General features: G+C 39.3%; 22 protein-coding genes. 18 read left to right on the forward strand and 4 right to left on the reverse strand.

Features of this window, described 5'->3' with window-relative positions; translation table 11 throughout:
- Positions 1-122: 122 nt before the first annotated feature.
- From dnaG to GPDM_RS11745, 8 genes are all read left to right on the forward strand, one after another.
- Complete coding sequence (dnaG, locus tag GPDM_RS11710) at positions 123-1,922, forward strand: DNA primase (RefSeq protein ID WP_008431630.1); 1,800 nt, start codon at positions 123-125, stop codon at positions 1,920-1,922.
- Between the two features lie 33 nt (positions 1,923-1,955).
- Entirely contained in the window at positions 1,956-3,110 is a 1,155-nt protein-coding gene (rpoD, locus tag GPDM_RS11715) for an RNA polymerase sigma factor RpoD (protein WP_008431632.1), read from the forward strand.
- A gap of 154 nt (positions 3,111-3,264) precedes the next feature.
- Positions 3,265-4,407 carry an acyl-CoA dehydrogenase gene (locus GPDM_RS11720; protein WP_008431634.1) on the forward strand — a complete coding sequence of 381 codons (1,143 nt, stop codon included), beginning with the start codon at positions 3,265-3,267 and terminating at the stop codon, positions 4,405-4,407.
- Between the two features lie 231 nt (positions 4,408-4,638).
- Positions 4,639-5,022, forward strand: a complete 384-nt coding sequence (gene cccA / locus GPDM_RS11725; RefSeq protein ID WP_008431636.1) for a cytochrome c550 — start codon at positions 4,639-4,641, stop codon at positions 5,020-5,022.
- Positions 5,023-5,086: 64 nt separating this feature from the next.
- Positions 5,087-5,800 carry a tRNA (adenine(22)-N(1))-methyltransferase gene (locus GPDM_RS11730; protein WP_008431638.1) on the forward strand — a complete coding sequence of 238 codons (714 nt, stop codon included), beginning with the start codon at positions 5,087-5,089 and terminating at the stop codon, positions 5,798-5,800.
- Positions 5,787-6,899: a Nif3-like dinuclear metal center hexameric protein gene (locus tag GPDM_RS11735; protein ID WP_008431640.1), complete on the forward strand. Its 1,113-nt coding sequence runs from the start codon at positions 5,787-5,789 to the stop codon at positions 6,897-6,899. The genes GPDM_RS11730 and GPDM_RS11735 overlap by 14 nt, the downstream gene beginning before the upstream one ends.
- A 234-nt stretch (positions 6,900-7,133) precedes the next feature.
- Entirely contained in the window at positions 7,134-7,469 is a 336-nt protein-coding gene (locus tag GPDM_RS11740; RefSeq protein WP_008431642.1) for a GNAT family N-acetyltransferase, read from the forward strand.
- Between the two features lie 485 nt (positions 7,470-7,954).
- Positions 7,955-8,395 (forward strand): hypothetical protein, encoded by a 441-nt coding sequence (locus GPDM_RS11745; protein ID WP_008431644.1) that lies wholly within the window; start codon positions 7,955-7,957, stop codon positions 8,393-8,395.
- A gap of 399 nt (positions 8,396-8,794) precedes the next feature.
- Here GPDM_RS11745 and GPDM_RS11750 read toward each other — a convergent pair whose 3' ends face one another.
- A complete protein-coding gene (locus GPDM_RS11750) occupies positions 8,795-9,775 on the reverse strand; it encodes a 4-hydroxy-3-methylbut-2-enyl diphosphate reductase (RefSeq protein WP_008431645.1) in 981 nt (326 codons plus the stop codon).
- 136 nt (positions 9,776-9,911) lie between these two features.
- On the opposite strand from GPDM_RS11750, the gene GPDM_RS11755 reads away from it, so the two are divergent.
- The 5 genes from GPDM_RS11755 to GPDM_RS11775 all read left to right on the forward strand — a co-directional run bounded on the left by GPDM_RS11755 (position 9,912) and on the right by GPDM_RS11775 (position 14,345).
- The gene (locus GPDM_RS11755; protein WP_008431646.1) at positions 9,912-11,207 is read left to right on the forward strand and encodes a DEAD/DEAH box helicase; all 1,296 of its coding nucleotides are present in this window, start codon (positions 9,912-9,914) and stop codon (positions 11,205-11,207) included.
- Positions 11,208-11,219: 12 nt separating this feature from the next.
- Positions 11,220-12,113 carry a deoxyribonuclease IV gene (locus GPDM_RS11760; protein WP_008431647.1) on the forward strand — a complete coding sequence of 298 codons (894 nt, stop codon included), beginning with the start codon at positions 11,220-11,222 and terminating at the stop codon, positions 12,111-12,113.
- Positions 12,114-12,319: 206 nt separating this feature from the next.
- On the forward strand, positions 12,320-13,087 hold the full coding sequence (locus GPDM_RS11765; RefSeq protein ID WP_008431648.1) for a metal ABC transporter ATP-binding protein: 768 nt from the start codon (positions 12,320-12,322) through the stop codon (positions 13,085-13,087).
- The gene (locus GPDM_RS11770; RefSeq protein WP_008431649.1) at positions 13,084-13,938 is read left to right on the forward strand and encodes a metal ABC transporter permease; all 855 of its coding nucleotides are present in this window, start codon (positions 13,084-13,086) and stop codon (positions 13,936-13,938) included. The genes GPDM_RS11765 and GPDM_RS11770 overlap by 4 nt, the downstream gene beginning before the upstream one ends.
- Positions 13,935-14,345, forward strand: coding sequence for a Fur family transcriptional regulator (locus tag GPDM_RS11775; protein WP_008431650.1), 411 nt, complete (start codon positions 13,935-13,937; stop codon positions 14,343-14,345). The genes GPDM_RS11770 and GPDM_RS11775 overlap by 4 nt, the downstream gene beginning before the upstream one ends.
- A 37-nt stretch (positions 14,346-14,382) precedes the next feature.
- On the opposite strand, the gene GPDM_RS11780 is transcribed toward GPDM_RS11775, so the two are convergent.
- From GPDM_RS11780 to GPDM_RS11790, 3 genes are all read right to left on the reverse strand, one after another.
- Positions 14,383-14,973 (reverse strand): nucleotidase, encoded by a 591-nt coding sequence (locus tag GPDM_RS11780; protein WP_008431651.1) that lies wholly within the window; start codon positions 14,971-14,973, stop codon positions 14,383-14,385.
- Between the two features lie 12 nt (positions 14,974-14,985).
- Positions 14,986-16,110, reverse strand: a complete 1,125-nt coding sequence (ispG, locus tag GPDM_RS11785) for a flavodoxin-dependent (E)-4-hydroxy-3-methylbut-2-enyl-diphosphate synthase (protein WP_008431652.1) — start codon at positions 16,108-16,110, stop codon at positions 14,986-14,988.
- A gap of 170 nt (positions 16,111-16,280) precedes the next feature.
- Entirely contained in the window at positions 16,281-16,805 is a 525-nt protein-coding gene (locus GPDM_RS11790; RefSeq protein WP_039863368.1) for a DUF1189 family protein, read from the reverse strand.
- 162 nt (positions 16,806-16,967) lie between these two features.
- Between GPDM_RS11790 and GPDM_RS11795 the strand changes: the two genes are divergently transcribed.
- From GPDM_RS11795 to GPDM_RS11815, 5 genes are all read left to right on the forward strand, one after another.
- Positions 16,968-18,599: a Na/Pi cotransporter family protein gene (locus GPDM_RS11795; protein WP_008431654.1), complete on the forward strand. Its 1,632-nt coding sequence runs from the start codon at positions 16,968-16,970 to the stop codon at positions 18,597-18,599.
- A gap of 139 nt (positions 18,600-18,738) precedes the next feature.
- Positions 18,739-19,233 carry a DUF456 domain-containing protein gene (locus GPDM_RS11800; protein ID WP_008431656.1) on the forward strand — a complete coding sequence of 165 codons (495 nt, stop codon included), beginning with the start codon at positions 18,739-18,741 and terminating at the stop codon, positions 19,231-19,233.
- A gap of 137 nt (positions 19,234-19,370) precedes the next feature.
- Positions 19,371-19,979 carry a superoxide dismutase SodA gene (sodA, locus tag GPDM_RS11805; RefSeq protein ID WP_008431659.1) on the forward strand — a complete coding sequence of 203 codons (609 nt, stop codon included), beginning with the start codon at positions 19,371-19,373 and terminating at the stop codon, positions 19,977-19,979.
- A 113-nt stretch (positions 19,980-20,092) separates the two neighbouring features.
- A complete protein-coding gene (locus GPDM_RS11810; RefSeq protein ID WP_008431661.1) occupies positions 20,093-22,270 on the forward strand; it encodes a penicillin-binding transpeptidase domain-containing protein in 2,178 nt (725 codons plus the stop codon).
- Between the two features lie 162 nt (positions 22,271-22,432).
- A complete protein-coding gene (locus GPDM_RS11815; RefSeq protein WP_008431662.1) occupies positions 22,433-23,377 on the forward strand; it encodes a PstS family phosphate ABC transporter substrate-binding protein in 945 nt (314 codons plus the stop codon).
- The last annotated feature ends 3 nt before the right edge of the window (positions 23,378-23,380 follow it).

Raw genomic sequence — 23,380 nt, forward strand, 5'->3', positions numbered from 1 at the left:
AGAATTGTGGCTAAAGCTTACTAACGGATAAATAGTTTGCTTTATCTTTTTGTCGAAAAATGAAGGATTTTGTCTTTGTATCACGAATTACTTAAGTTAAGCAAACAAAGATGGTGAAAAAAATGTCCAATAGAGTTCCTGAAGAAGTGATTGAAAAAATTCGGTCCAGCACCGATATCGTTGATGTCGTTGGTGAATACGTCCAGTTAACAAAAAGAGGTCGCAATTGGTTTGGACTATGTCCTTTCCATGGAGAAAGTACACCATCTTTTTCAGTAACCGCTGATAAGCAGATTTTTCATTGCTTTGGTTGTGGAGCTGGTGGCAATGTCATCACTTTTCTGATGGATATTGAAAACTTAACTTTCCAAGATGCCTTGTCAAGATTAGGAAGTCGCGCTGGCATAGATGTCGATATACAAGCCCCTGCCGATTCCGGTCCGGTGCAATCAAAAGAAGATCAACAATTGATTTTGATGCACGAGTTTGCTGCGGACATGTACCACCATATTCTATTGAATACGGAAGAAGGCCAAGAGGCATTGGACTATTTGGAAAATAGGGGCTTTACTCGAGAAATCATCGAGAAAAACAGAATCGGTTGGTCGCTTCCAGAGTGGAATTATATGGCTTCTTCGTTAAAACGAAAAGGTTTTTCAGAAGAAGAGTTAGAAACGAGCGGGTTAGCGATTGCGCGTGAGCAATCAAGCGGCTATTTTGACCGATTTCGTGGTAGAATCATGTTTCCAATTATGAATGAAACAGGCAAAGTAATCGCCTTTTCTGGAAGAGTTCTTGAGCACACAAAACAAGAAGCTAAATATATGAACAGCCCTGAATCTCCGATTTTCCAAAAAAGCCAAGTGCTTTATAATGTACATCATGCCAGAAGCGCTATACGCAAAAACAGAAAAATCATTTTGTTTGAAGGGTTTATGGATGTCATTGCAGCGGGTAAAGCAGGTGTTGATAATGCTTTAGCAACTATGGGGACATCACTCACGGCTCAGCATATTCGACAAATGAAGCGTTTTGCCCAAGAAGTCGTCATTTGTTTTGATGGAGATGATGCAGGTTGGGAAGCTGCGAAAAGAGCCGCCATTTCTTTGAATGAAGAAAATTTCAAAGTGGAAGTGGCAGTGTTGCCAGGGAAAATGGATCCAGATGATTATGTTCGTGACAACGGCGCTGAGGCTTTTAAAGATCAAATTATCGGTAAACCACATGCATTTCTTGCATTTGCAATGATGCACGCCCGAAGACATAAAAACTTTCAGTATGAAAACGACCTGTTGCAATATATACAGGAAGTGTTGCAACTTTTAGCTGGTAGATCCTCGCCTTTAGAGCGAGATTTATATATAAAGCAATTATCAGTGGAAACTGGATTGTCTCAAGAAGCTATCCTGCAGCATTATAGGAAATTAGAAAACAAGACAATCGAACGGAACCGTCCTGAACCAGCGATTATAAAGACACCTAAAAAAGAACCGAAACGGATTACTTCATTGCATAGAGCCGAGCGAATGCTTTTGTCTCATGCACTGGCCGATCCGTCGGTTATGAATAAGTTAGTGGTCGAAGACAATGGCATTCCATTTGTCAGTGAAGAATTCCAGGCGCTGTACGTTCAATTGCTCGGTTTCTATGAGGAATGGGATAAAGCAGATTTTCATAAGTTTTTGGAGACATTGCAAGATGCTGAGCTCCGCAAACTCGTTATGGAAACCGCATTATCCGAACGCGATCCGGAACATGCGGATGAAGAAATTGCCGATTGTTTAAAGCATTTGCAAAAACATCGGATCGAGCAGCAAATCAATTTAAAAATCCAGCAATCAAAAGAAGCGGAAAAACAGCATGACTTAAAGCGCGCTTTACTTCTTGCACAAGAAGTGATTGCTTTACGAAAATCATTGTAAGTTAATTCCGGTTTTTTTAAAGGAGGAAGTCACATGGCCGAGAAATCTGAACGCCAAACTGAAGTTGAAGCAAGCAATGTACCATTGACTACTGAAGGTCCGGAAGCGACTGTAGAAGAAGCGAAAAAACAGCTAATTGAAGCAGGTAAAAAAACCGGAGAACTTAACTACGAACAAATTGCTGACAAATTAGCGATTTTCGAAATGGAATCCGATGCAGTTGAAGAGTTTATCGATCAATTAGAAGGGCACGGCATCGAATTGGAACGTAAATCCGACGATGAAGAGCATTTAGACCGTCTCATGAAACCGACCGAAGATAAATTTGACTTAAATGATTTAAGTGTACCGCCAGGCGTTAAAATTAATGATCCTGTCCGTATGTACTTGAAAGAAATTGGACGCGTGGATTTATTAAAAGCCGAAGAAGAAGTGCGTTTAGCAAAATTGATTGAACAAGGCGATGAAGAAGCGAAAAAACGCCTTGCTGAAGCCAATTTGCGTCTAGTAGTTAGTATTGCAAAACGTTATGTTGGTCGTGGCATGTTGTTCTTGGATTTAATCCAAGAAGGGAACATGGGCTTGATCAAAGCGGTTGAGAAATTTGATTACTCTAAAGGATTCAAGTTTAGTACGTATGCAACTTGGTGGATTCGCCAAGCCATTACTCGTGCTATCGCTGACCAAGCACGTACCATCCGTATTCCAGTGCATATGGTTGAAACGATCAACAAACTGATTCGCGTACAGCGTCAACTATTGCAAGATCTTGGCCGTGATCCTTCTCCGGAAGAAATCGGTGAAGAAATGGATTTACTTCCAGAAAAAGTTCGTGAAATCTTGAAAATTGCTCAAGAGCCTGTATCACTTGAAACGCCAATCGGCGAAGAAGATGATTCGCACTTAGGTGATTTTATCGAAGATTCCGATGCGCAATCACCTTCTGATCACGCTGCTTATGAATTGTTGAAAGAACAATTAGAAGATGTGTTAGATACGTTAACTGACCGCGAAGAAAACGTATTGCGTTTACGTTTTGGTTTAGATGATGGGCGTACACGGACATTAGAAGAAGTAGGCAAAGTATTTGGCGTCACACGTGAGCGGATTCGTCAAATCGAAGCAAAAGCATTACGCAAGCTGCGCCATCCATCACGCAGCAAACGCCTAAAAGATTTTCTTGAATAATAAAATAAACAAGAGCCGCATTGGGTTGTACCTAGATGCGGCTCTTTTCTATAGAACGAAAAAAAGGAATTCGAGTTAAAGCTTGAATTCGTCTTAATTTTCCCTATATAATGAAAGTTGTAAGCGTATTCATAATAAAGGGGATGTAAAACAAATGAATTTCGATTTGACACAAGAACAACAAATGATCAAAAAAACCATCAAAGAATTTTCTGATAAGGTGGTGGCACCAGGTGCCATCGATCGTGATCGTTCAAAAGCGTTTCCGACTGAAATTTTCAAACAGCTGTCTGACATGGGGATGATGGGCTTGCCGTTTGATGAAAAATATGGTGGATCGGGAGCGGATACAACCAGTTTTGCTATTGTGACAGAAGAATTGAGCCGCGTTTGTGCCTCTACAGGAATTACTTATTCTGCGCATATTTCACTTGGCGGAGCTCCGCTAAACTTATTTGGAACAGAAGAACAAAAAGAAAAATACTTAACGCCGATTTGTACAGGTGAATCATTTGGTGCGTTTGGATTAACAGAACCCAACGCTGGATCAGATGCGGGGGGAACAGAAACTCGTGCAATCGAAGATGGTGACGATTGGGTGATCAACGGTTCGAAAGTATATATTACAAATGCAAGCCATGCGAAACATTTAGCCATTACAGCAATTACCGGAATGGAAAATGGCAAAAAAGAAATTAGTGCCATTATTGTACCAACTGATGCAGAAGGCTTTACGATTATTGATAACTACGAAAAAATGGGGCTGCATTCTTCAAACACAACAGAGTTAGTGTTAGAAAATGTTCGTGTGCCGAAAGAGAACTTGTTAGGCAAGCGTGGAGACGGCTTTAAGCAGTTCTTAGTGACATTGGATGGCGGACGTATTGGAATCGCTGCGATGGCTGTAGGGATCGCACAAGGCGCGTTTAACAAAGCCCTTGCTTATTCTAAAGAACGTAAACAATTTGGCAAAACTTTGTCTGAGTTCCAAGTAACGCAATTCAAGCTTGCAGATATGGCGATGAAAATAGAATTGGCTCGTAATATGGTTTACAAAGCCGCTTGGTTAAAAGATCAAGGCCGACCGTTTACAAAAGAAGCTTCCATGGCAAAGTTATATGCTTCTGAAATTTCAATGGAAGTTGCAGATGAAGCGATTCAAATTCATGGTGGCTATGGCTACATGAAAGAATACGAAGTAGAACGTTACATGCGTGATGCCAAATTACTGGAAATCGGTGAAGGAACATCTGAAATTCAGCGTATGGTTATCGCACGTCAAATCGGTTGCTATTAAAAAAATGAAGCCCTGCAAAACGCAGGGCTTCGTTCGTTTAAAAATGATATGTAGATAATAAAACAAACGAACACGAGAGAAAGTCGTATTAGCTGAAATTAAATTACTGTTTTTGTCACAAACAAGGAAAAGTTATCTGTTAAGACTTTTCGTTTCAATGATAATACAGTACAATAATGAATGATACGAATAATATCATCAAGCAGAACTTAGTAGAGGGAGGGGTAACGGATGCAAAAAAATGCAATTGTACCTTATATCTTAATCATGGCGTTCGGTATTGGGTTAATTTTCTTCTTATCAGTACAAGGAGTTAGTAACGAAGCTGAAATCGCTGAAGAACATGCAACAGAAGAAGAAGGTGGCGGAGAAGCTGCAGAAGGCGAAGGCGAAGCTTCAGGAGATTTCGATCCAGAAGCAACTGCTCAAGCAAGCTGTATTTCTTGTCACGGTTCAAGTTATGAAGGCGGAGTAGGTCCATCATTAGTAGCTACAGAACTTCCACAAGAAGAAATCGAAGATATCGTGGTTAACGGTAAAGGCGGTATGCCAGGCGGACTTGTTGAAGAAGCAAACGCAGCGGCAATGGCTGAGTGGATTTTAACACTCGAATAGTATTTAAAAATACCCTTAGTTCTTCTAGAACTAAGGGTTTTTCTGTTAAATTAGGAGGATCTGAATGAATGCTCAACAATTATCACATCGGCTAACAAGAGTTGCTCATCATGTACCTAAAGGCGCAGTCGTAGCAGACATCGGCAGCGATCATGCTTATTTGCCTTGTTTTTTAGTAATAAACGGCGTAATTGAAAAAGCTATAGCTGGAGAAGTCGTGAAAGGTCCATTTGAATCGGCACAAAAGCAAGTTCAACAAGAATTATTGACAGAGAAAATTGAAGTTCGTTTGGCAAGTGGACTTGATGCAATTTCACCTGAAGACGGTATTACAGCTGTAACAATTGCGGGTATGGGTGGTCCTTTGATATGCTCGATATTAGAACATGGTAGTGAAAAATTAGCAGATGTAGAAAGATTAATCTTACAGCCGAATGTTCATGCCAAAGCAATTCGTGACTGGGCAGTTTCGAACGACTGGAATATCGTAGAAGAAGAAATTTTAAAGGAAAACGAAAAGATCTATGAAATTTTAGTGCTTGAAAAAGCGCAGTCTCCTGTTACATGGTCTCCTCAACAATTATTAATGGGACCAGAGTTGCTAAAGCATAAAACTGCTATTTTCCAAGAAAAATGGGAGCGTGAAAGCGCACAATGGAAAAAGATTGTAGCGTCTATGGAAGCAACTACACAAACCATCGAAATTGTAGAGAAAAAGCAAGAACTCGTTAAAAAAATACAATTAGTAGAAGAGGTGTTGCAACGTGAAAATTCCTAATGGACACCAAATCATTGAGGAATTCGAAAAGTGGTCACCGAAATATTTAGCCATGGAAGGCGATCCTATCGGCTTGCATGTAGGAACATTAAACAAGAAAATCGACCGTGTATTAGTAACATTAGATGTTAATGAGGAAGTTGTTGACGAAGCTATTGCGAAAGGTGCAGGGTTAATCATTGCTCATCACCCACCAATTTTCCGTCCTTTGAAAAACTTACAGACGGATTTTCCGCAAGGTCGCTTAATGGGAAAGTTGATTAAATCGGATATTGCGGTATACGCAGCACACACTAATTTAGATGTTGCAGCAGGCGGTGTCAATGATTTATTGGCAACAGCACTTGGCTTACAAAATACGAAAGTATTAGTTCCAACTTACGAAGCTGAATTGGTAAAAATTGCGGTGTTCGTTCCTGAAACTCATGAAGAAACAGTTCGTGAAGCGTTAGCTAAAGCTGGAGCTGGAGCAATTGGGGATTATGAATCGTGCAGTTATACGCTGTCTGGAACAGGACGTTTCCGTCCGACAAATGACGCGGATCCTTATATTGGAGAAGCTGGTAAAATGGAAGTGACTGCGGAGTCGAAAGTTGAAGTAGTCGTTCGCAAAAACGAAAAAGATCGTGTGATCAAAGCAATGATTTCTGCTCATCCTTATGAAGAAGTGGCTTATGATGTCTTTACGTTAGAAAACAAGGAAATTGCAATGGGGCTTGGACGTGTAGGCACGCTTGAAACACCAATGACGTTAGCCGAATTTGCCGAGTGGACCAAACAACAATTAGGTGTTCCTGCTCTTCGCGTAGTAGGAGCACCTGACACGGTGATCAAAAAAGTAGCTGTACTTGGTGGCGATGGCAATAAATACATTCAACAAGCAAAACGTTCAGGGGCAGATGTATACGTAACAGGTGATTTGTATTTCCATGTAGCGCAAGATGCACAAGACATTGGGTTAAACGTTGTCGATCCTGGTCATCATGTTGAAAAAGTGATAATTCAAGGTGTCGTGGACCATATGTCTAAGCAACAACCAACTTGGCAATGTGAATTTTTACCGTCAGAAACAGATACAGAACCTTTTCGGTTTATGTGAGAAGAAGCTGAGGCTTCTTCTTTTTTTATTGGCAATTTTAATTTTGCTATTCGTATCAATACGTTTAAAATCCTGAATTCAAAAAATACGGGTAAAAAGAATAGAAGTGGTAACATACAGATTAAAAGTAAAATTTAAGTGGAACACAAGTGGTTTTACTAAGAAGAGAAATTCAGATTTTCTCGTACACCTTCAAATCATCTATTACATTTATAAAAGATGGGAGAGAGATACTTGACTATTCATTACAGAAAATTAGACGTTCATTCAAATAAGCAGTTAGTAGAAAAGGTTATTCAACTGCACAATAGAATTTTTAACGACTCAAGTAATTGGAGTACCCAGTTGGGTAGCAAGCCATCACTTGTGATGTTTGTCGCATTTCATGACTCAAAAGTGGTTGGTTATAAAATTGGGTATGCTCTTAACGAAAAAACGTTTTACAGTTGGCTAGGAGGAGTGGATACAAAATATAGAAACCATGGAATAGCACGTATGTTGATGGAGAAGCAGCATGAATATTTAAAGAAAAATGGCTATAAAAAAAGTTCAAACAAAAACAAAGAATAAGTGGCGGGATATGCTGATTCTAAATATAAAAAATGGGTTTGATATCATAGGAACTTACACAGACGACAGTGGAGAACCTAAAATCATACTCGAAAAGAAACTAACATAGACTAGTTAAATTGAAAAGGCTAGGAGAAATATAATGAAACATGTTGGGAATAGAGTTGAATTCATACTTTACAATCGATAGGTCGTATGGGAAATGACTAATAAGATTTTCAATTGTGGAAAAATGACGGACAGTAGTATAAAAGTTAGCTCCATCTCTGTCATACCATATCTCAATAACGGTTGAAGCTCCGTTCAGATTAAAGTAGGCCGCATCGACCTCTTTTTACGTCCAAACCAGCTCTTGCCTATCAAAGTTTTATACATCAAAAGTTAGCTTCGTCATTATTTTTTCCAAATAAATGAAACGATTCTCAGCCATTTTCGTATAGGAAGAAGGATGGTTTATTGAATTTAAACAAAAGGGGGAGTTTGTTTTGAAACAATTTTTGTATTATTTCATGTGGACGTTAGTCATTGGATTAATCTTGTACTTAGGAATGTATCTACAGTCACAGGTAGCTGAGAAATCTCAAATGACATTTAACCTTTTTCCAATTCAACTGTACATTGCTTTATTTCCAGTAGTGATAGGTGCTCTGCTTCGTACGCCAAAATTCATACTTCAACGGATTAATAGCGGAGATTGGACTTACAACTGGATCAAATTTGCAGCAATTGGATTGCCTTCGCTTTATATTGTATTGATGACATTCGTCCCGTTTGCACCTATAGCAGAAGGGTTGTTACCTATCCCAAATATACTCTTTTTTGGGGGAACAACTGTCCCTACAGTGGCTGGCTTGGTTTTCGGGTACACCGTATTAGCGAGCGTTAAATTTTCTGGGGATGCAAAATCTGAAATACTCGAAACTTAACACTTCTTATAAAACAAGAATTTTGTAGGGAAGTTCTTCCAACAGATCGTACGTAAATATGTAGCTGCGGTAAATCTATAGTTATTGCAGGAGTGGGAATGATCTTGCTAGCATTCTTACGATTGTGTACTTGTTTTACTGAGAGTCGGTGCAAGTAGAAAGAAGCTAATAGAGAGGTGTTAAATGGAACTATTTATTGCTGCACTTTGCTGTATTTGGGTAACATTTCTGTTATATTTGCTTATTGAAAAAAAGGTGACGAAACGAGACAAACCGCTGCTATACTTCAGTATCGCAGGTCTTCTTTTTGTTATAAGTATGTCATCGCCTTATTAAATCCACAATAAAATAAAAAAACAGTCGCAAAAGTTAAGTTTTAACTTTTGCGACTGTTTTTAATTATTCACCTACTGGATAGGGCTCAATGCGATCCGAGGGTTTCGGGTGCTTGATTTTTGGTAAAATTTTATTGAGTGGTACAGAACGAGTTAACTGATGCGTGCTTGAGTCTGCTGGGTCGTAAAGATCCAAGAACTTCATCACTTCTTTAACGATTGGTGTTGGGGTAGAGGCACCTGCTGTAATGCCTACAGTTTCAACGCCTTCTAACCATTCCAACTTCAACTCAGACAAATCAGAAATCCGATATGCAGGAGTACCGGCGATGTCTTGAGACACTTGTGCTAAACGGTTTGAGTTATTGCTCATCGGGTCTCCAATAACTAACAATAAATCAGTATCGCCTGCTTGTTGTGCCACCGCTTCTTGACGAACTTGCGTAGCTAAACAAATTTCTTTATGAACTTCGGATTGCGGGAATTTTTCTTTCAAGCGTTCCATCATGTCCACGACGTCCCATTGACTCATAGTCGTTTGGTTCGTCACAATAATTTTTTCGGAATCTAATTGTAATTGATTAACGTCTTCAACGCTTTCTACTAAATGGACCATATCAGGTGCGACCCCAATTGCGCCTTCTGGTTCAGGGTGTCCACTTTTTCCGATATAGACGATTTGGTAGCCATCTGCCGTTTTCTCGCGGATCAAGTCATGAGTAACGGTAACGTCAGGACATGTTGCATCAATCGATACTAATCCTTTGCGTCTAGCTAGCTCACGAACTTGTGGAGAAACACCGTGTGCGGTAAAGATAACGGTACCCGTTTCTACTTTTTCCAAAATTTCAAGACGGTTTGGACCATCCAATGTAATAATGCCGTCTTCTTCAAAAGCATCCGTTACGTGTTTATTATGGACAATCATTCCTAGTATATAAATGGGGCGTGGTAAACTTTCGTCCATTGCAGCATTTTTTGCGATAACCATCGCATCGACCACTCCGTAACAATATCCTCTTGGCGATATTTTCATAACTTTCATCCAGTACCGCGCTCCTTTCAATTTCACAATCATATATTCATTATAACGGAGACGGCACCGCTTTACAAAAGTTGCATCGCGTAAAGCAGTGATTTTATGCTATAATGTCTAAAGCGTAAGGAGGGAATTTAATCCCATGACAAAATTCAACGAATACCCATTCAAACCGTTTCTATTAGAAGCGGTAGAAAAACTTGGTTTTACGGAACCAACACAGATCCAAAAGGAAATGATGCCCCATATATTGAAAGGCACAAGTGCAATTGGACAATCCCATACAGGGACTGGAAAAACGCATAGTTTCATTATTCCCATTGTAGAACGTATTGACGTCAGCAAACAGGAAGTGCAGGCGGTAATTTCAGCACCGACACGTGAACTTGGAACGCAGATCTTCAATGAGTTGCAAAAACTAGTTGTAGGATCGGGCATTGAAGTAAAATCGTTTATCGGTGGTACGGACAAACAACGTTCGATTAACAAGTTAAAAACACAGCCCCATATCGTCGTTGGAACACCTGGTCGTTTAAGAGACTTAGTTAAAGAAAACGCTTTGTTGGTTCACACAGGTAAAATTCTTATAGTGGATGAAGCGGATTTGGCTTTTGATCTTGGTTTTATCGAAGAAATTGACCAAGTAGCTGGAAAAATGAAAGATGACTTAGAAATGTATGTCTTTTCAGCGACAATTCCTGAAAAACTAAAACCATTCCTTAAAAAATACATGGAGTCACCAATTCATGTGAAAATTGGCGACAAACGTCCAACTGCAGATGGTTTAGACTTTTACTTAGTGCCGGTCCGCAGTAAAAAGAAAATGGATCGCTTACAAGATGTGATGAAAGTGATCAACCCTTATTTAGCGATTATTTTCGTTAACACACGTACAAATGCGGATTATGTTGCAGATCAATTAGCAAAAGAAGGCATTCGAGTTGGACGTGTACATGGCGATTTAGCGCCTCGCGAACGTGTTAAAATGATGCGTCAAATTCGCGATTTGGAATATCAATATATCGTCGCAACAGATCTTGCAGCTCGTGGAATTGATATTCAAGGCGTTAGCCATGTCATTAACTACGAATTGCCAGAAGACCTGGAATTCTTTATTCACCGTGTGGGCCGTACAGCTCGCGCAGGAATGAAAGGATTAGCGATTACGCTATTCAAGCCAGAAGAAGACGATGCAATTGTTCGTATTGAGAAAATGGGCATTCCGTTCCAACAAAAAGATATTGTGAAAGGCGAATTTGTCGACTTGAAAGAGCGTCATAGCCGGACAACCCGTACAAGAAAAGTGAACGAAGCCGACGCGAAAGCGAAAACAATGGTTCACAAACCGAAAAAAGTAAGACCGATGTACAAGAAGAAAATGAAGTGGAAAATGGACGAAATCAAGAAAATGGAACGACGCAAAAATCGTAAAAAATAAGGAGATAGGTCAATGTTATTAGGATCTCACGTATCAATGAGCGGCAAAAAGATGCTGCTTGCAGCAAGCGAAGAAGCCGCTTCTTACGGAGCGTCGACTTTCATGATCTATACCGGTGCACCTCAAAACACGCGCCGCAAACCGATCGAAGATTTAAATATCGATGCTGGTCTCGCTCATATGGCAGCTAACAATTTAACGAATATTGTGGTCCATGCACCGTATATTATCAACTTAGGAAACACGCAAAAACCTGAAACTTTTCAGCACGGTGTTGAATTTCTACAAAAAGAAATTGAACGTACTGCAGCACTTGGTGCAAAACAAATTGTTTTACATCCAGGTGCGCATGTAGGGGCTGGGGCTGATGCAGGGATCGCAAAAATTATCGAAGGATTAAATGAAGTTTTGACGCAAGATTATCCTGTCAATATCGCACTTGAGACAATGGCAGGAAAAGGTACAGAATGTGGACGCAGTTTTGAGGAAATCGCCGCAATTATTAATGGCGTGACTCATAATGAACGTTTATCTGTATGCTTTGACACCTGTCACACACATGATTCAGGGTACAATATTAAAGAAGATTTTAATGGCGTATTAGAAGAGTTCGACCGGATTGTCGGGATTGATCGTCTTCAAGTATTGCACATCAATGACAGTAAAAATATTCGCGGAGCAGCTAAAGACCGCCACGAAAATATTGGCTTTGGTGAAATCGGCTTTGATGCGTTAAACGGTATTGTTCATCATCCGGATTTAATGCATGTACCAAAAATTCTTGAAACGCCATATGTCGGAGCAGATGCAAAAAACAAAAAACCGCCATATTCATTTGAAATTGAAATGTTTAAAGCGGGCGTCTTTTCACCAGGAGTTATCGAAGAATTAAAATCTTCTTTATAAATGCAAATATCTAAAGCTGAAAACAGTCCCTTAGTTGGGTACCTGTCTTCAGCTTTTTTGTTTTAGAAAAAACTTTTACCCAAATAAAATTAAGAAAATACTAATTACAATTGATCTAAGCAAAATCTATTTACATTGGCGTAGAACTCCACTATACTTTTCTAGTGTAAATCGTAATCATTATTAATTAGAAAAGAGGCGAAACAATGGTTGCGCCATTAATCGACATTCAAGACATCAGCTTTGAATATGAAGAAACCAAAGCGTTAGATCATATTTCCATGAAAGTGGAAGAAGGTGATTTTCTAGCCATATTAGGTCCGAACGGATCAGGGAAATCGACGTTATTGAAAATCATGTTAGGACTTATCAAGCCAAGCAAAGGAAAAATTGAGCTTTTTGGTGTAGACTCCAAAAATTTTAAAAACCGTGAATGGATTGGTTATGTTTCTCAAAAATCTAATTCATTTAATTCAGGTTTTCCAGCGACTGTTAAAGAAGTAGTAGCAGGTGGTTTAGCAAAAAAAACAGGTTTGTTTCATCGGTTGCCTAAAACAACGCATCAACAAGTAGTTGAGGCGCTAGAAGCGGTCAGTATGGAACCATTTATCGATAGAAGCATTAGTGAACTTTCCGGTGGTCAGCAACAACGTATTTTTATTGCACGAGCATTAATTGCAAAACCAAAAGTGTTAATACTGGATGAACCGACAGTTGGGATTGACCATGAAAATGTTCAAGCATTTTATGACATGTTGGCCAGGCTAAACCAGGACAAAAATATCACAATGGTCCTCGTGACGCATGATGTGGATACGGTAACAGACCGAATCACTCATGTGGCGTGTTTGAACCAAACGATTCATTTCCATGGCTATAAAGAACAGCTTCATACGATGAGTGATGAAAAGCGCGAAGCGTGGTATGGCCATTCTGTCCGGAAAATTCACCATATCGGGGGAAGCCACACATGATAGAAGCTATTTTTTCTTATGAATTTTTACAAAATGCTTTTGCGGCAGGATTAATTATTGGGGTCATTGCACCGTTACTTGGCGTGTTTATTGTTGTTCGCCGTCTATCATTAATTGCGGATGCATTAAGTCATGTGACGTTAGCAGGCATTGCAGGAAGTTTATACTTAAGTCAAAGTGTGGCTTCTTTAGCGCTTTTAAACCCGTTATTTCTTGGGATTGCAGCTTCAGTAGGTGGTTCTATGTTGATCGAACGTTTAAGAAGCTTGTATAAGCATTATCAAGAATTAGCGATTCCAATTATATTGTCTGCAGGTATTGGATTTGGTGCGATATTTATTTCGTTAGCTGAAGGTTTTTCAAGTGACTTATTTGGTTATTTATTTGGCTCAGTATCAGCGGTAAGTAGAGAAGACTTATTTATTGTTGTTGGTGTGGCGGTCATAGTGCTAGCTTTTGTCTTTATCTTCTTTAAAGAATTATTTGTTTTGTCATTTGACGACGAATACGCGAGAGCTTCGGGCTTGCCGGCTAAATGGATTCACTTTATGTTTATGATCGTAACAGCGCTTGTAATTGCAGGCTCTATGCGCATTGTTGGTATACTTCTTGTATCATCACTTATGACCATTCCTGTTGCAACAGCAATGCGTGTCACAAAAAGTTTTAAACAAACGATCTTTCTATCCATCGTTTTTGGTGAAATTTCGGTTATTACCGGATTAGTATCTGCTTTTTACTTAGACTTAGCTCCGGGTGGAACAATTGTTGTGACATCGATTTTCCTATTATTGCTAGTCCTTGCGTATAAAAAAATAAAGGTTTCGCGTAAAAAAGGAGCGATTGCATGAATTTAACAAATGCATGGAAAATTCTAAAAGACAATGGTTTTAAGGAAACATCGAAACGCAATCAAATTTTAGAGTTGTTTACGAATGATGAAAGGTATTTGACAGCGAGAGATTTGTTGGATGTTATGCAAAAAGACTATCCAAGTATGAGCTACGACACGGTATATCGGAATTTAGCGACTTTTGTATCGCTTGGCATATTAGAAGAAACCGAATTATCAGGTGAACGTCATTTTCGCATGCAATGCGAAAGCGATCATCACCATCACCATTTTATTTGCATGGATTGTGGCAAAATAAAAGAAATCCCGATTTGTCCGATGGATATGTTAGGTGCAGCGTTACCCGCATACGAAATTGCCAATCACAAGTTTGAAATATACGGGAAATGTCCCGAATGCAAATAAAAAGCGAGAGTGGGGAAATCCACTCTCGCTTTTTTCATTATTTAAGGCTTAACGTTTCGTGCAAACTAAATTCGTTTTTAACCCATTTTTCTGCTTCGAGCCAGTCATAAACGCGTATAACATTCGATGGAATGACCTCACGGTTATAAGGGGTATCAAAAAGAATAACGGGAATATCAAGCTCTTCAGCTATTTCTACAGCATTGTCGTGTTTGTCTTCGAAAAATAAATCCACATTGTGACGTTTTGCTGTTTCGATTTTTTTGTGAGAACCAATCAGTTCAATATGATCATACGCTATCGCATGTTCTTTAAACCAATTTAGCGTGATATCACGAACATTGTCCCCACGAGCGGAAATATAATACAGTTCGTATTGGTCTTTCCAGTTGTTTAAAATTTGTTTTGCATGATCAGATACAGGAGAAGCCGCATAAATACGCGGCTCGGAATCCCGGAACCAAGAATAAAATTCGCCTTGCGTCAAATGAGGGAGAGCTGCAGTCAAATCATATTCTTTAATATCATCCAAGGTTAATTCACTGTTAAACTGTTCATTTATGTGAGGAATCAGTGACGTTGGAGAAGTCACGGTTCCATCAATATCTATTCCGAAACGGTATCTCATTACTTCACAACCTTATACTTGTTGTTCTAATTCTTTTTTCGCTTTTTCAGTTGCTTGTTTTTCGAAATAAGCTTCAGCTAATTTGTCGATTTCGATTTTCAGTTCTTCGACCATTGTTTCTTCAGGAACTTTACGGACGGTTTTACCGTGCATAAACAGTAATCCTTCGCCGCGAGCACCGGCAATTCCGATATCAGCTTCACGCGCTTCACCTGGACCGTTAACCGCACAGCCTAGAACTGCTACTTTTAATGGAGCTTTAATGTGTGAAATATATTCTTCCACTTCGTTCGCAATTGATATCAAATCAATTTCAATACGTCCACATGTCGGGCATGAAATTAGCGTTGCGGCGTTTGAAGAAAGGCCGAAAATTTTCAGCATTTCACGCGCTACTTTTACTTCTTCGACTGGGTCTGCACTTAACGATACGCGAAGTGTGTTACCAATGCCTTTGGCAAACAATGCGCCAAGACCTGCAGCACTCTTCACTGTACCAGAGAACAATGTTCCAGATTCAGTAATACCTAAGTGTAATGGATAGTCAAAAGCTTTTGAAGCGAGTTCATATGCTTCAACCGCTAAGCTGACATCTGAAGCTTTTAATGAAACGATAATATCGTGGAAATCCAAGTCTTCTAAAATTTTAATGTGGTGAAGTGCACTTTCGACCATACCTTCAGCCGTTGGATAGCCGTATTTTTCTAAAATTTTACGTTCTAATGATCCAGCGTTAACCCCGATACGAATAGGAATGCCTTTTGCTTTAGCCGCATTTACCACAGCTTCTACTTTTTCGCGTCGTCCAATGTTACCTGGGTTAATGCGGATTTTGTCTGCACCTTGTTCAATTGCAATTAAAGCTAATTTATAATCAAAATGAATATCTACTACTAAAGGAATGTTAATGCGTGCTTTAATCGCGCCAATTGCATAAGCTGCACGTTCGTCAGGGCATGCTACGCGAACTACTTGGCATCCAGCTTCTTCTAATCGCAAAATTTCAGCGACTGTTGCTTCAACATCATGCGTTTTAGTCGTAGCCATACTTTGTATAAATAATTCATTACTGCCGCCAATCGTCAAATCTCCGACTCTTACGGGGCGTGTTTTTGAACGGTGTGTCATTTCGCTCATGAAAAAATCTCTCCTTTTTAATGGTGGCCTGTTGTACCGGCTCACATATCTTTGTCCTACATACGAGGAATAAACAAGCATGCAGGCTCTCTTCTATTGCCTATAGCCATTTTAGCAGTGTCGTGCGCAAAAAGACAAGAAAGACGGCTGATTAACACCATAAATCAATCTTACGCTTGTTTCTTTGAAACGGGTGGTTTTTTTGGGTAATAGCCAATTGCTACATATAAATAGAAGATGGTCAATAAACTAGTAGCGATAGAAACTTTAAAACCAACGTCAAAGAAACTTAACACAAATGCTAGTAATGTTGGGATGGTTACACTTAATGCGGTAGTGCGCCATAAATGACGGTATTCACCACGACGTTTTCTGCTATTCAAAATCAGCAAAGCGATCAAAGCGAACAAGCTGATTTTGATAAAATGATAGATTGTAGTTGAAACAAATAGGAAAACAAAAGCAAACGGGTAAAGGAGCCAATCAATTTCTTCGACAAATTCGATGAGTCCCTCTATACTGCTAGAGGCATTACCCAACCCAGTGCTCCATTCAATAAAAGATGCTATTGTTAACAATGATATAAAAACAAAGATAAACTGCATTATTTTCCCAATGCTCATTATTCGGACGGCTGCTTGTTTTTTAGGTTCCATTAAACTCGCTTTAAATAATTGGTATAGGTTCAAATTCATCTTCCTCTCATCTATACCAATAATCGTACCACGTAGATTGTAAAAAAAAATGTCGCTTTGTTACGGGAATGTAAATTTTGCAGAAAGGTGTTTACAAATTCTTAGTAAACTACGCATAATAGGTTAGGTGTGAATATGAAATTTAGGAGTTGAATATGTATCGTGGAAATGAACTGGCAAGAAATCTTCTTTTCCTTTTTTGGTGGATTAGGGATTTTCCTATTTTCAATTAAGTTTATGGGTGATGCTTTACAAAAAGCAGCAGGTGATAAACTACGAGACATCTTGGATCGTTTTACAACAAATCCGTTCATGGGTGTTTTAGTTGGTATTATCGTAACCATCTTAATTCAATCGAGTTCAGGTACTACTGTAATCGTAGTTGGTTTAGTTAGTGCCGGGTTTATGACATTGAGACAGGCAATCGGTGTTATTATGGGGGCTAATATTGGGACTACTGTAACAGCCTTCATTATCGGTTTAGATGTTGGAGAGTACGCTTTGCCAATTATGGCAGTCGGAGCGGCAATGATTTTCTTTATTAAGAAAAACAAAATCCAAAACATCGGACAAGTCATTTTTGGTTTTGGTGGCTTATTCTACGGTATGGAATTAATGAGTGGCGGTATGAAACCACTACGCGAATTACCAGCCTTTATCGACATGACGGTTAATTTAAGTGAATTCCCGATCTTAGGAGTGTTTGTCGGAACAGTCTTTACGTTAATTGTACAGAGCTCAAGTGGTACTGTCGCAATTCTCCAAGGACTTTACGCTGAAAACATCCTTACGCTTGGTGCATCTCTGCCAGTTCTATTCGGTGACAATATCGGAACAACCATTACAGCGGTACTAGCAGCACTTGGTACTTCAATCGCAGCACGCCGCGCAGCAGCAGTACATGTACTGTTTAATATCGTTGGTTCGGTTATCTTCTTGATCTTATTAATTCCTTTTACAGCTTATGTAGAATGGATTTCAGGGGTCTTGGCATTAGAACCGAAAATGCAAATCGCATTTGCTCACGGTTCATTTAACGTAGTAAACACTATTATTCAATTTCCATTAATAGGTGCATGGGCTTACCTAGTGACGAAAGTTATTCCAGGTGAAGAAGTGTTGGTTGAATTTAAACCAAAACATTTGGATATTCACTTTATCGAACAATCTCCTTCCATTGCACTTGGCCAAGCAAAAGAAGAAATTTTGCGCATGGGTCAATATTCAGTGCAAGGTTTAGAAGAAACGTATAAATATTTAATGACAAAGAGCAAGAAAAATGCAGAAATGGGTTATCAGTTAGAAGATGCCATTAACAATCTTGATAGCAAAATCACAGATTACTTGGTACTGATTTCAGCAGAGTCTATTTCAGCAGCTGATTCAACTCGCCACACGATGTTAATGGAAACAGTTCGTGACATTGAACGAATTGGTGACCATTTTGAAAACATTATCGAGCTAGTAGATTACCAAGAAAACAACAAAGTGAAAATCACGGAAAGTGCAATGGAAGATTTAACAGAAATGTTTACATTGACGATTGCAACAGTTCAAAAAGCGCTTAACGCATTAGATACCACTAGCCATGAATTGGCTCGTGAAGTAGCTGAACAAGAAGACTTGATCGACAAAATGGAACGTAAATTCCGCAAAAAACACATTTTACGCTTAAACGAAGGTGTATGTACGGGACAAGCAGGTATTGTCTTTGTCGACATCGTAAGTAATCTAGAGCGAATTGGTGACCACTCAGTTAATATTGCAGAAGCAATTTTAGGAAACCGCGCTTAAGTAGAAAAGCATATGTGCGTGTTCTGCGCTAGGTATAAGCAGACCGATAAAAAAATCAAAAAGCTCTCTTTCATCAAACTTTACATTTATTAAAATGTAGAGCACGATAGAAGAGAGCTTTTTTATAGGAGGAATGCAGATGGAAATCATCGGCTGGATTGTAATCTTGCTATTTTTTGTTATTGGCTTTATCGGTTTGGTTTACCCAATTATACCGGCTGTTTTGTTTATTTTCGGCGGCTTTGTTGTATATGGCTTATTTTTTAGTTTTAGTGATTTGCCTTGGTGGTTCTGGGCAATTCAAAGTTTGTTTGTAATTTTGTTGTTCGGAGCAGATGCTATTGCAAATGCTTTTGGCGTGAAAAAGTTTGGAGGCTCTAAAGCGGGACTTTGGGGTAGTACCATTGGATTGATTGTAGGTCCTTTTGTTATACCCATTGTTGGTATTTTAATTGGTCCATTTATCGGAGCAATTGTTGCAGAGATCATATTTAACAAATCATCATTGAAAAAATCATTTCTTTCAGGTGTAGGATCTGTTGTCGGATTTATCACCTCTGTCTTTACGAAAGGCATTATCCAGACAGTTATGATCGCGCTTTTCTTTATCACTATTAATTTCAGTGATAAATAAAGGAATATACGTTTAATCATAGGTGAATTCGGGCAAAAGACTGAATAACGCCATTAGACGTGCATTTTGTTTGTAACAGTCTAGAAATTTTGATAGGCTAAGAAGGTAGACCAATAGACTCAAGGAGGAATTTAATTATGGCTTATGAATTACCTGAATTACCTTACGCGTATGACGCACTTGAACCACATATTGACAAAGAAACGATGAACATTCATCACACGAAACACCACAACACGTACATCACAAACGTAAATGCGGCTTTAGAAGGCCACGAAGACCTTGCTTCAAAATCTGTAGAAGAGTTAATTGCTGATTTAGATGCAGTACCAGAATCAATTCGCACAGCTGTCCGTAACAACGGCGGTGGACATGCGAATCACTCATTATTCTGGAAACTATTGTCTCCAAGCGGTGGCGGTAACCCTACAGGCGCTTTAGGCGAAGCAATCAACAGCAAGTTCGGAAGCTTTGACGAATTTAAAGAAAAATTCGCTGCTGCTGGAAAAACTCGCTTTGGATCAGGATGGGCTTGGCTTGTTCTTTCTAACGGCGAACTTGAAGTAGTATCAACACCTAACCAAGACTCTCCATTAATGGAAGGCAAAACGCCATTACTTGGTCTTGATGTATGGGAGCACGCTTACTACTTGAAATACCAAAACAAACGTCCAGACTACATCAATGCATTCTGGAACGTAGTAAACTGGGAAGAAGTTTCAAACCGTTACGAAACAGCAAAATAAGACGTCACAATTGAAACTTTGCACACACTTTTTCGTCAGAAAAAGTGTGTGTTTTTTTTATAGGATGATATACTGATAACTGGATATTTTTTTGCGAAAGGAGCAAATTGCTCATGAAACCGCCTCAAAAAAGACGGATTTCACTTGCGAGGGTGAAATTACAGTCGAATACAGTCTTTCGAATGAATGTCCTGTTTTTCACAATCTTTTTATTGTTTTCTTTGTTGATTTTACGCCTAGGCTTTCTTCAAATCGTTAAAGGGGAAGATTATGCACGTGCAATCGCAAGAACAGAGGAAGTCCCAGTCAATACGAGTGTTCCAAGAGGACGCATTTTTGATAGCGAAGGACGGATTCAAGTTGGCAATAAACCGGTCAATGCCATTACGTACACAGCGATGCAAACGACCAAAAGAGAAGAAATGATGACGGTGGCACGAGAGTTAGCAAAGCTGATTGAAAAAGACGTTAACAAAGTGACGCTCCGGGACAAACAGGATTTTTATATACAATTAAATACAGAAAGCGCCACAAAAAAAGTGACGGATGAAGAAAGAGCAGCAATTGCTGCTGAAGATATTACCGAAACAGAAAAACAGCGCAAGCTCGATGCGTTAGTAAGAGAAAAAATCACAGAAGAAGAACTAGCAAGTTTATCGGGAGAAGACCTTGAAGTGCTCGCAATCTATCGTGAAATGACTTCAGGATATGCATTAACTCCACAAATGATCAAAAATGAAGACGTAACGGATGAAGAGTTTGCTCGTGTTTCGGAACGCTTGACGGACCCGCAATTAAAAGGCGTTAATACCGTAACCGATTGGAAACGGATCAAATCGAGTGACTTAACCATTCTAGGGAGTACGACTACACCGGAAACCGGAATTCCCGCTACAAAATTGGAATACTACTTAGCTCGAGATTATTCTCGTAACGATCGTATTGGGATCAGTTTCTTAGAACAACAATACGAAGAAGTGTTACAAGGTCAAAAATCGGTTGTTAAAAATGTAACCGATGGCCGGGGAAGTGTCATTGAAACAGTTCCTGTGGATGAAGGAGAAGCTGGAAAAGACATTGTGTTATCCGTCGATAGCGAATTGCAAAGTGAACTTGAAAAAATTGTAGAAGATAAATTATTGGAGTTAAAAAAACGTCCAAATTCAGAATTAGTTAAAGACGCTTACTTAGTCATGATGAACCCGCAAACGGGAGAAGTTTTATCAATGGTAGGCAAACGAATTGGCGAAGATAAAGACGGCAAACAAGTGATTTATGACTATGCATTTGGGACATTTACAGCAGCTCACGAAATGGGTTCAACTGTTAAAGGTGCAACGTTATTAACGGGTTACGCTAAAGACGCAGTGGAACTCAATGAAGTTCAAATTGATGAGCCGCTTAAGTTTGCCGGAACCGCGTTAAAAAAATCCATTTTTAATACAGAGCCATTTAACCGGATTCCAATGACCGACTTGATGGCCATCGAACGATCTTCAAACGTTTATATGTTTAAAATAGCGATGAAAATTGCAGGAGTCGAATATCAATACAATCGCGGATTGTATGTAGCTCCTGAAACGTTTGCTGAAATGCGCAATTCATATGCCCAATTTGGTTTAGGGGTTAAAACTGGCATTGATTTGCCGAACGAAGGAACTGGATATATGGGTGGAACTTCTCCGGGGGCAAAACTACTCGATTTGGCAATTGGTCAGTTTGATACGTATACACCGATGCAGTTAGCACAGTATATTTCAACAATTGCTAATGACGGTTACCGAATGGAACCGCATGTAGTTAAAGAAATTCGCAGTGCTTCTACAGACGGAGTGTCACTAGGTCCAATTGAAACGATTATTGAGCCTAAAATTTTAAATCGTATTAACAATACACAAGAAGAGATTGAGCAAGTTCAAACCGGTATGCGCAATGTATATATTGGAAGTTCAGGTTCAGCGCGTGCGCAATTCAGCGATGCTCCTTATACCGCTGCTGGGAAAACCGGTACAGCCGAAGTATATTTTTACGAAAAAGACCATGAACTAAACGGGAAATATGCGATCAATATTGCGCATGTTGGATATGCTCCTTTTGAAAATCCGGAAATTGCTTATGCAGTCGTCATTCCGTACGTTACGACGGATCCTAAAAATGTCCCAAGAGCGAACAATGAAATTGCGCGAGCAGCAGCCGATAAGTATTTTGAGTTAAAAAGTAAAGAAGTAGTAGAAGAAAGCAATCTAATAAAACCACCTTATAGTAAAACAGTCCAAGTTGAAGGTGAATAAACGAAAGCCCCAAGAAAATTCTCGTATTGAGAAATTTTCTTGGGGCTTTTTCTGTAAACAAAGCCATTTACAATTTCTTAACATTGCCTTTATATGTCCTCAACAATCCCTCTATATAGTAGAGAATGTAAACAAACATAATTAATAGGGGGAAACAACATAATGAGAAACTGGAAATTTGCGATGGCGTCAACAATTCTTGGTTCAGCTTTAATTCTAGGTGCATGCGGCAGTACGGATACACAAGAAACGAGTTCAGAAACAGCAGGAGAAGCAGTTGTTGAAGGAACTGTATCTGGTGATGGATCTTCTACTGTAGCACCAATTATGGAAGGCATTGTTGAAGAATATGCTGGAGCACAGCCGGATGTTCAAGTTACAGTCGGTACATCAGGTACTGGTGGCGGATTTGAAAAATTTATCCAAGGTGAAACGGATTTCTCAAATGCTTCTCGCCCTATAAAAGAAGAAGAAGCAGCTAGCCTTGAAGAAGCAGGCATTGAATATACAGAATTCCAATTGGCTTATGATGGATTATCAGTAGTTGTCAGTCAAGAAAATGACTGGGTAGAAGATTTAACAGTAGAAGATTTGAAAAAGCTTTGGGTAGAAGATGGATCAACAAAAAAATGGTCTGATATCAATCCAGAGTGGCCAGATGAAGAAGTTGTATTTTATGCTCCAGGAACAGATTCAGGAACTTTCGATTATTTTAACGAAGTAATCTTAGAAGATGAAGATTTAGTAAGTTCAGCAACATTGTCTGAAGACGACAATACATTGGTTCAAGGAATACAAGCAGATCCAAATGCAATCGGATTTTTCGGCTATGCGTATTACGTTGCGAACCAAGACACATTAAAAGTTGTATCAATTGATGGAGTCGAACCTAACAATGAAACAATTGAGTCAGGTGAGTATGCACCACTATCACGTCCATTGTTCACATATGCTAATAATGCATCACTTACGGATAACGAAGCAGCATACGATTTCATGACTTATGCGATTGAAAATGCAGGAGCTATGGCTGAGGCTGTTGGTTATGTCGCTTTGCCACAAGAAGATTATGACAAAGATTTAGCAGATTTAGAAACGCTTAAATAATAA

Origin of the sequence: Planococcus donghaensis MPA1U2 (assembly GCF_000189395.1) — a bacterium.
In the GTDB taxonomy this organism is placed as follows: Bacteria; Bacillota; Bacilli; order Bacillales_A; family Planococcaceae; genus Planococcus; species Planococcus donghaensis_B.

Bases quoted from the DNA above. Each gene is read 5' to 3' on its own strand.
- GPDM_RS11755 (WP_008431646.1), top strand. From the start codon at position 9,912: ATGACAAAATTCAACGAATACCCATTCAAACCGTTTCTATTAGAAGCG.
- GPDM_RS11780 (WP_008431651.1), bottom strand. From the start codon at position 14,973: ATGAGATACCGTTTCGGAATAGATATTGATGGAACCGTGACTTCTCCA.
- dnaG (WP_008431630.1), top strand. From the start codon at position 123: ATGTCCAATAGAGTTCCTGAAGAAGTGATTGAAAAAATTCGGTCCAGC.
- GPDM_RS11760 (WP_008431647.1), top strand. From the start codon at position 11,220: ATGTTATTAGGATCTCACGTATCAATGAGCGGCAAAAAGATGCTGCTT.
- GPDM_RS11775 (WP_008431650.1), top strand. From the start codon at position 13,935: ATGAATTTAACAAATGCATGGAAAATTCTAAAAGACAATGGTTTTAAG.
- cccA (WP_008431636.1), top strand. From the start codon at position 4,639: ATGCAAAAAAATGCAATTGTACCTTATATCTTAATCATGGCGTTCGGT.
- GPDM_RS11770 (WP_008431649.1), top strand. From the start codon at position 13,084: ATGATAGAAGCTATTTTTTCTTATGAATTTTTACAAAATGCTTTTGCG.
- GPDM_RS11730 (WP_008431638.1), top strand. From the start codon at position 5,087: ATGAATGCTCAACAATTATCACATCGGCTAACAAGAGTTGCTCATCAT.
- GPDM_RS11810 (WP_008431661.1), top strand. From the start codon at position 20,093: ATGAAACCGCCTCAAAAAAGACGGATTTCACTTGCGAGGGTGAAATTA.
- GPDM_RS11815 (WP_008431662.1), top strand. From the start codon at position 22,433: ATGAGAAACTGGAAATTTGCGATGGCGTCAACAATTCTTGGTTCAGCT.
- ispG (WP_008431652.1), bottom strand. From the start codon at position 16,110: ATGAGCGAAATGACACACCGTTCAAAAACACGCCCCGTAAGAGTCGGA.
- GPDM_RS11750 (WP_008431645.1), bottom strand. From the start codon at position 9,775: ATGAAAGTTATGAAAATATCGCCAAGAGGATATTGTTACGGAGTGGTC.
- GPDM_RS11800 (WP_008431656.1), top strand. From the start codon at position 18,739: ATGGAAATCATCGGCTGGATTGTAATCTTGCTATTTTTTGTTATTGGC.
- GPDM_RS11720 (WP_008431634.1), top strand. From the start codon at position 3,265: ATGAATTTCGATTTGACACAAGAACAACAAATGATCAAAAAAACCATC.
- GPDM_RS11765 (WP_008431648.1), top strand. From the start codon at position 12,320: ATGGTTGCGCCATTAATCGACATTCAAGACATCAGCTTTGAATATGAA.
- sodA (WP_008431659.1), top strand. From the start codon at position 19,371: ATGGCTTATGAATTACCTGAATTACCTTACGCGTATGACGCACTTGAA.
- rpoD (WP_008431632.1), top strand. From the start codon at position 1,956: ATGGCCGAGAAATCTGAACGCCAAACTGAAGTTGAAGCAAGCAATGTA.
- GPDM_RS11790 (WP_039863368.1), bottom strand. From the start codon at position 16,805: ATGAATTTGAACCTATACCAATTATTTAAAGCGAGTTTAATGGAACCT.